This is a genomic window from Streptomyces sp. NPDC059567, assembly GCF_042735655.1.
GTDB lineage: Bacteria > Actinomycetota > Actinomycetes > Streptomycetales > Streptomycetaceae > Streptomyces.
The window spans coordinates 1-7589 of record NZ_JBHWBS010000171.1; the positions used below are offsets into that span (position 1 = coordinate 1).

Genomic DNA, 7589 nt, shown 5'->3' on the forward strand with positions numbered 1-7589 from the left:
AGACCCTGGCGGTGGGCCCCGCGGGGGGGGCGCGCCGCCCCGCCGCCCCCCCCCCCCGCGCCCGCCCCCCGACCCCCCGCGCGCCGCGGCCCATGCGGAGGCGGTCCGGGTCCTGTGGGCACAATGAGAGCGTGAACGAGCAGATACCCGTCATCCGGGACGTCGACCGGGGAACCGCCAAGCTGATGCCCGACGTCGACCGGGACCGGGCCTGGCTGCTCACGGTCGACGGCGCGCCCCAGTCCTACGTCGACCTGGACGAGCCGACGCACCTCGAGTTCGAGTACGCCCGCCGGCTCGCCCATGTCGTCGACAGCTTCGCCGACGAGGGCGCGCCCCTCGCCGTCCTGCACCTCGGCGGCGGGGCGCTCACCCTGCCCCGCTACGTGGCCGCGACCCGACCCGGCTCCCGCCAGGACGTGGTCGAGGCCGACCGGGGACTGCTCGACCTGGTGACGGAACACCTGCCGCTGCCCGACGACGCGGGCGTCACCCTGCATGCCGCGGACGCCCGGGGCTGGCTGGAAGCCGCGCCCGGCGCCTCCGTGGACGTGCTGATCGCCGATGTCTTCGGCGGCTCGCGGGTGCCCGCGCATCTGACCTCCGTCGAGTACGCGCGGGAGGCCCGGCGGGTGCTGCGGCCGGGCGGTGTCTACGCGGCCAACCTCGCCGACGGTGCGCCGTTCGCCTTCCTCCGCTCCCAGCTGGCGACCTTCGCGGGCGTCTTCACGGAGCTGGCCCTGATCGCCGAACCGGCGGTGCTGCGCGGCCGCCGCTTCGGCAACGCGGTCCTCGTCGCCTCCGACCAGGAGATCGACACGGCCCGTCTGGCCCGGCGCGCGGCCGGGGACGCCTTCCCCGCACGCGTGGAGTACGGAGCGACCCTCACCCGCTTCACGGGATCCGCCCGCCCCGTGACCGACACGGACGCGGTGCCGTCCCCCGTACCGCCGGACGGATCCTTCAGCATCGGCTGAACACTCCCGTGAGCGTCAGGAGCCCGGGTGGGCCGCGGGGGTCTCCGGGACCGCGCTCGGCGCGGCGCTCTTCGCGGGTGCGGCGGCCGAGCCGCCCACCTCCTTCGTACGGCGCCTCAGGTTCCGGACGTCCGGGACCAGCAGGACCAGGGCCGTCACGATCACGATCAGCGTCGCCGAGCCCCACAGCGCCTCGCTGCGGCCGAAGAGGTTCTCCGCCGGGCCCGCGAGCGCCGTGGACAGGGGGAGCATGGCCGTCGAGCCGAACCAGTCGTAAGCGGACACCCGCGACAGCTTCTCCTCCGGGATCTCCTGGTGCAGCGTCGTCATCCACGCCACACCGAACACCTCGATCGCCACACCGCTGACGAACATGGCGGCCGAGAGACCCACCACGTCGAGCGGGACCGCGAGCGCCGCCGACGGCAGGGCGATCGGGAAGACGCCGAGGGTGCCCACGAGGAGCATCCGGCGGGGTTTCCAGCGCATCATCAGGAACGCGCCGACGAGCGTGCCCACGCCGAAGAAGGCCAGCGCGATTCCCCACGGCCTGGCGCCGCCGAGCTGGTCCCGGGCCACCAGCGGCCCGTAGACGGACTCGGCCGCGCCGACGAGCGCCACGACGATGGAGAACTGGGCCACGATGGACCACAGCCAGGGCCGCCCGACGAACTCGTCCCAGCCCTCGCGCAGATCGGCGAGCAGGCCGCCTCCCGCCTCGCGCTTCGCGATATGGCTGACGTCGAGGAAGGCGCGCAGTGCGCCGGCGGCCGCGAAGGCCGCCGCGTCGATCGCGAGGACCCAGCCGGGGCCGACCGCGGCGATCATCGCGCCGCCGAGCGCCGCGCCGCCGATGCCGGCGCCGTGCATCGCCATCCGGAACAGGGCGAAGGCGCGACTGACCTGTTCGCCGCTGACGCTGGACATCAACATGCCCTCGGCCGCCGGGTTGAAGAACGCCTGGCCCGTTCCGCACAGCGCGGTCAGCAGCATCATCTGCCACAGCTGGGGGTCGCCCGTGAGGACGAGAACGGCGAAGACGCCCTGGGAGGCGAAATTGAGGGCGTTGGCGGCGACCATCACCCGGTGCCGGGGTATCCGGTCCGCGACCGCGCCGCCGATGAGCAGGAAGAGCACGAGCGGGACGATGCGGGCCGCCGCCACCAGGCCCACATCGCCGCTGTCCCCGCCGGACTCCATCACGGCGAACGCCGTCGCGATCAGGGCACCGTGGGTGCCGAGGTTGGTGACCATCGCGGCGGCGGTCAGCAGCAGGTAATTGCGGCCCGCCCACTCGGGACGGCGGGAGAGCAGCGAGGTGCGGGGGGAGGCGGCGGGAGTTCTCACCCCGGGACTATCCCTGTCGCCGCCGCCTCCTGCCAAACCGAATACCGGACGCCCTCGCCCGGTACGGCGTCCGTCAGGACGAGGCCGGGGCCAGTCGCACCGTCGAGAGGATCTGCTGGATCGTGGCGTCCGGCAGCTCGTCCTTGACACCGTCGGCCGCGTAGAGCACGAACGACGAGAAGTCACCGGCGGAGTTCTTGAAGGAGAACGCGATGGACTTGCCGTCCGACTCGCACTTGTTCCGCGTCTTGATCCCCGGGGCGGTGGCCGTCGACATGCTGCCGACGAGTCCGGACTTGGTGGTGTACGGCACAGCCTTGGTGATCTTGATGGTGCCCTTGGGCATGTGCTGGGCGTAGCCCGCCCACACCCAGTTGCCGGCCTCGTTGAACGCCGCCTCGTCGGTGTTCTTCGCGCCCTGGCCGCCCTTGGTGCCCGCGGTGCTCAGGCCCCAGGTCTCCTCGGTGCCGTTCTTGTCGGTGTCGAACGTGCACCACTTGCTCTTGAAGCGCGCGGGTGCGGACATGGTGACGACCGGCGAGCCGTCGCCCTTCTTCTCGTCCTCGAAGAAGGTGACGGAGCCGGGCTTCAGCAGCTCCCACTCCGGCGGTACGTCGAAGAGCGTGCCGTACTTGGGGTTGTGGACGACCTTCCAGCCCGGGATCGTCGGCTGCTGCTGGGCGTCGTCGCGCGGGTTGTCGATCGGCGGGGACGACTGCGAGTTGCTGGGGGCCGACGACGTGGGCGGCTTCGGGTCGCCGCCGGCGTCGGTCTCCTTCTCGTCGTCCTTGCCGAGGACCAGGAATCCCGTCACACCGGCGGCGACGACCACGGCGGTCGCGGCGACGATGGCGATGATCGTCGTCTGTTTCTTCTTGCCGTCACCGGGACCGCCCGGCTGCGGCGGCGCGCCCGGCACCTGGTACTGCGGCACGGTCGGCTGCTGGTATGGGTTGGGCTGCTGGTACCCGGGCTGGGCCGGCTGCGTCGGCGGCTGCTGCGGATAGCCCGGCTGCGTCGGCGGCTGTTGCGGGTATCCGGGCTGCTGTTGGTAACCCGGCTGCTGATAGGGGTTCGGCTGCTGGTAACCCGACTGCTGGTACGGGTTCTGACTCTGGTCCTGCGGGTTCTGCTCGCCCCCGGGCGGCTGCTGTCCTGGCCACATGGCCAGTAACCATAGAGGTGTGGCGGGAACCCTGCTACGCCCGCCCCCACGCGGGTGCGCGGTGCCGGGGATGGCCATCCGTGCTACTCGCGGGTAACATAGCTCCATGAGCGCAGACCAGATGTCCGTCGGCGAGATGCTCGCCGCCACGGTTCCCATGGCCAGGACCCTCAACCTCGAGTTCCTGGAGACCACTTCCGAGCGAGCCGTCGTCCGCCTGCCGGACCAGGCCGACTACCACAACCACGTCGGCGGCCCGCACGCCGGAGCCATGTTCACGCTGGCCGAGTCCGCCAGCGGCGCGATCGTCCTGGCCGCCTTCGGCGACCAGCTGAGCCGCGCGGTGCCCCTCGCCGTCACCGCCGAGATCGGCTACAAGAAGCTCGCGATGGGCGTCGTCACGGCCACCGCCACCCTCGGCCGCCCGGCCGCCGACGTCGTCGCCGAGCTCGACGCCGGCGCGCGCCCGGAGTTCCCGGTCCACATCGCGATCACGCGCGAGGACGGTGCCGTGACCGGCGAGATGACGGTCGTCTGGACCCTGCGCCCGAACGCCTGACACATCACCGTGAGCCGCCCCCGCACGCCAATTCGGGGGGGGGGGCGGCCGCGTCGGCAGGAATGGGACGAAAAAATGACAACCTGTCACGCATAGTGCGCTCACCGCGTATACGCGGCATCCGCCTCCGTGCGAAGGAGCAGCGCATTGTCACAGGCCGATTCCCGTGAGCCGAACCTGCCGTCGGACGGTGCCGAGACCGACCCGTCCCCCGAAGCGGGCGCGCGCCGCGCGCGATCCGGACCCAGGCGGGCCCCCGCCGAGGGGCGCCTGCCGCGCAGGGCCGCCCTCTGGCTGCTCGGCGGAGCCGTCGCCGCCGCGGCCTCCGTGGCCGTACCGGCCCACGCGAAGCCGGCCCACGCGAACCGGGCACGACCCGGCGCGGCGGGGCCGGATCCGCAGCGCCGCCGGGCCGACCGGGTCGACGAGCTCCTCGCGGTGCTCACCTTCGACGAGAAGGTCTCCCTCCTGCACGGTGCCGCCGACCCGCAGAGCCTCGGCCAAGCCGGTTACGTACCCGGCGTGCCGCGGCTCGGCCTGCCCGCGCTGAGGCTCGCCGACGGACCGGCCGGGGTACGCGTGAAGCGCGCCGCCACCGCTCTCCCCGCGCCCGTCATGCTCGCCGCCGCGTTCGACCCCGACCTCGCCCGCGCCTACGGCGGGGTCATCGGCCGCGAGGGACGCGCGCTCGGCCAGGACGTGCTGCTCTCCCCGATGGTCAACCTGATCCGCACGCCGTACGCGGGACGGAACTTCGAGACCTTCTCCGAGGACCCCCTGCTCTCCGCCGACCTCGTCGCCGAGCAGATCCGCGGCATCCAGGACGAGGGCCTGATCGCCACGGTCAAGCACTTCGCCCTCAACAACCAGGAGAAGGACCGGACGTCCCTCGACGTACGGGCCGACGAGCAGACCCTCCACGAGACCGAACTGCGCGGCTTCGAGGCCGCCGTCGCCGCCGGGGTGGGGTCCGTCATGGCCGCGTACAACAAGGTCGACGGCGTGCACTCCAGCGAGAACCAGGTGCTCCTCACCGATGTGCTGCGCACCCGCTGGGGCTTCGACGGCTGGGTGATGAGCGACTGGGGCGCCACGCACAGCACCGCCCCCGCCCTCGCCGCCGGCCTCGACATGGAGATGCCGAGGGGCACGCGCTACGGCGACGCTCTCAAGAAGGCCGTGCGGGACGGTCTGGTGACCGAGGCGACCGTCGACCGGGCCGTGCGCCGCATCCTGTCCGTACGGGCACGGTTCGGGCTCCTCGACGAGGCCGCCCGCCCGGACCGGGACGCCGAGTCGGGCGCCGCCGTCGCCCTGCGCGTCGCCACCGCCGGAGCCACCCTGCTGCGCAACAAGGGCCGGATGCTGCCGCTCACCGGCACCGCCGCCAGCTCCCTCGCCGTCATCGGCCCCACCGGCCGGCTCCCCTTCGTCAGCGGCGGCGGCAGCGCCTTCGTGGTCCCCGACGCCGCCGCCCGCCCCGTCGACGCCATCCGGGACCGGGCCGGCGCCGACGCCACCGTCACCTACGCCCTCGGGCAGGACCTCTTCGGCCGGCCGCTGCCCGCCACGGAGCCCCCGACCGACCTGGAGAACCGAACCGTCGCCGCCAAGGCCACCTGGACGTACGAGGGCACCCTCACCGTCCCCGAGACCGACCGCTGGACCTTCCACCTCCACCACGGCGGCGCCCGCCCCGTCGTCACCCTGGACTCCACCGAACTCTTCCCCGTCGTCCCGGGCGCCCCCGAGCAGCTCCCCGGAGGACTGCTGAGCCGCGCCCCGGACGGTCTCTCCGTCCGCCGCGACACCGTCGAGCTCACCGCCGGCACCCACCGCCTGACCGTCACCGCCCGCGGCGGGGCCACCGGCCAGGTCCTCCGGCTCCGCGCGATCAGCGACTCCCAGCGGGCGGAGGACTTCGCGGAGGCCGTGAGCGCGGCCCGCGCCGCGCGGAGCGTCGTGTTCTTCGCGTACGAGGACGCCACCGAGGGCCAGGACCGCACGAGCCTCGCCCTTCCCGGCAACCAGGAGACCCTGATCGACGCCGTGACGGCCGCCAACCCCCGTACGACCGTCGTCCTCAACACCTCGTCCGCCGTCACCATGCCGTGGCTGGAGAGCAGCGCAGCGGTGCTGCAGATGTACTACCCCGGGCAGGAGGGCGCCGCCGCCACCGCCGCCGTCCTCTTCGGTGACGCCGACCCCGGCGGACGGCTCACCCAGACCTTCCCCGCCGCGGAAGACCGGCACCCCACGGCGGGCGACCCGCTCCGCTACCCGGGACAGGACGGGATCCAGGAGTACAGCGAGGGCGTCCATGTCGGTCACCGCTGGTACGACGCCGAGAAGGTGGAGCCGCTGTTCCCGTTCGGGCACGGGCTCTCGTACACCACGTTCGGGTACGACGGCCTGGTGGCCGAGCGTGCCGACGACGGCGGGCTCGCGGTCACGTTCACGGTGCGGAACACCGGCGGTCGGGCCGGGATCGAGGTGGCCCAGGTCTATCTCGGCCCCTCGCCCCACCTCGCCGCGCTCGGCGTCGACCAGCCGCGGCAGCTCCTGGCCGGATACCGGCGCCTGGAGCTGGCCCCGGGCGAGCGGCGCCGGGTGACCGTGACCGTCGCCGCCCGCACCCTCTCGTCCTGGGACGTCGCACGGCACGACTGGGTGCTCGGGACGGGCCGGCGCACCGTCCGGGTAGGAGCCTCCTCCCGCGATCCCAGGCTGCGCTCGGAGGTCGTGGTGAGACCTCTGTGACCAGGTAGGCTGCCCCGGCGTGCGCGACGCGGCGCGCGCCTCGACACGGGAGGAATCCGCGTTGCACGTCCAGGAGTGGCTGGAGACGATCCCCGCGGTCGCCGTCTACGCGCTGGTGGGGGTGGTGATCGGGCTGGAGAGCCTGGGCATCCCGCTGCCCGGCGAGATCGTCCTCGTGAGCTCGGCCCTGCTGGCCTCGCAGCACGGCGACATCAATCCGTACGTCCTCGGCGCCTGCGCCACGGCCGGCGCGATCATCGGCGACTCGATCGGCTACGCGATCGGCCGCAAGGGCGGGCGGCCGCTGCTCGCCTGGCTGGGGAAGAAGTTCCCCAAGCATTTCAGCGAGGCCAACATCGGGCTGGCCGAGCGGTCCTTCGAGAAGTGGGGCATGTGGGCGGTCTTCTTCGGCCGCTTCGTCGCCCTGCTGCGGATCTTCGCCGGACCGCTCGCGGGCGTGCTGAAGATGCCGTACTGGAAGTTCGCCATCGCCAACGTCTTCGGCGGCATCCTCTGGGCGGGCGGCACGACGGCCGTCATCTACTCGGTGGGCATCGTCGCCGAGGCCTGGCTCAAGCGCTTCTCCTGGCTCGGCCTGGTGCTCGCCGTCGTGATCGGCCTCGCCTCGATGCTGATCCTGAAGAACCGCGCGAAGAAGGCCGCCGCCAAGGCGGAGACCCCGGCCGAGCCGGCCGCGGAACCCGTCCCGGCGACCGTCGCGGACTGACACGGCGGAGAGCCGTCGCAGACACGGCGAAGGGCGCGGTACCCGCTTCGGGTG

Annotated in this window: 6 protein-coding genes; 4 read left to right on the forward strand and 2 right to left on the reverse strand. The window is 72.9% G+C overall.

All coding sequences use genetic code 11. The annotated features are described in order from the left end of the window. The first annotated feature begins 131 nt into the window (after positions 1-131). Positions 132-977, forward strand: coding sequence for a spermidine synthase (locus ACFVZW_RS36280; protein ID WP_384530755.1), 846 nt, complete (start codon positions 132-134; stop codon positions 975-977). 15 nt (positions 978-992) lie between these two features. Here ACFVZW_RS36280 and ACFVZW_RS36285 read toward each other — a convergent pair whose 3' ends face one another. Together ACFVZW_RS36285 and ACFVZW_RS36290 are read right to left on the reverse strand one after the other, a co-directional pair. Next, entirely contained in the window at positions 993-2324 is a 1332-nt protein-coding gene (locus tag ACFVZW_RS36285) for an MFS transporter (RefSeq protein WP_384530757.1), read from the reverse strand. Positions 2325-2397: 73 nt separating this feature from the next. Continuing rightward, a complete protein-coding gene (locus ACFVZW_RS36290; protein ID WP_384530759.1) occupies positions 2398-3489 on the reverse strand; it encodes a hypothetical protein in 1092 nt (363 codons plus the stop codon). 106 nt (positions 3490-3595) lie between these two features. Here ACFVZW_RS36290 and ACFVZW_RS36295 point away from each other — a divergent pair, with 106 nt between their 5' ends. The 3 genes from ACFVZW_RS36295 (at position 3596) to ACFVZW_RS36305 (ending at position 7535) form a co-directional block, all read left to right on the forward strand. After that, complete coding sequence (locus tag ACFVZW_RS36295; RefSeq protein ID WP_329123227.1) at positions 3596-4048, forward strand: DUF4442 domain-containing protein; 453 nt, start codon at positions 3596-3598, stop codon at positions 4046-4048. 147 nt (positions 4049-4195) lie between these two features. Further along, on the forward strand, positions 4196-6808 hold the full coding sequence (locus ACFVZW_RS36300; protein WP_384530761.1) for a glycoside hydrolase family 3 N-terminal domain-containing protein: 2613 nt from the start codon (positions 4196-4198) through the stop codon (positions 6806-6808). Positions 6809-6869: 61 nt separating this feature from the next. Continuing rightward, a complete protein-coding gene (locus ACFVZW_RS36305; protein ID WP_384530763.1) occupies positions 6870-7535 on the forward strand; it encodes a DedA family protein in 666 nt (221 codons plus the stop codon). The last annotated feature ends 54 nt before the right edge of the window (positions 7536-7589 follow it).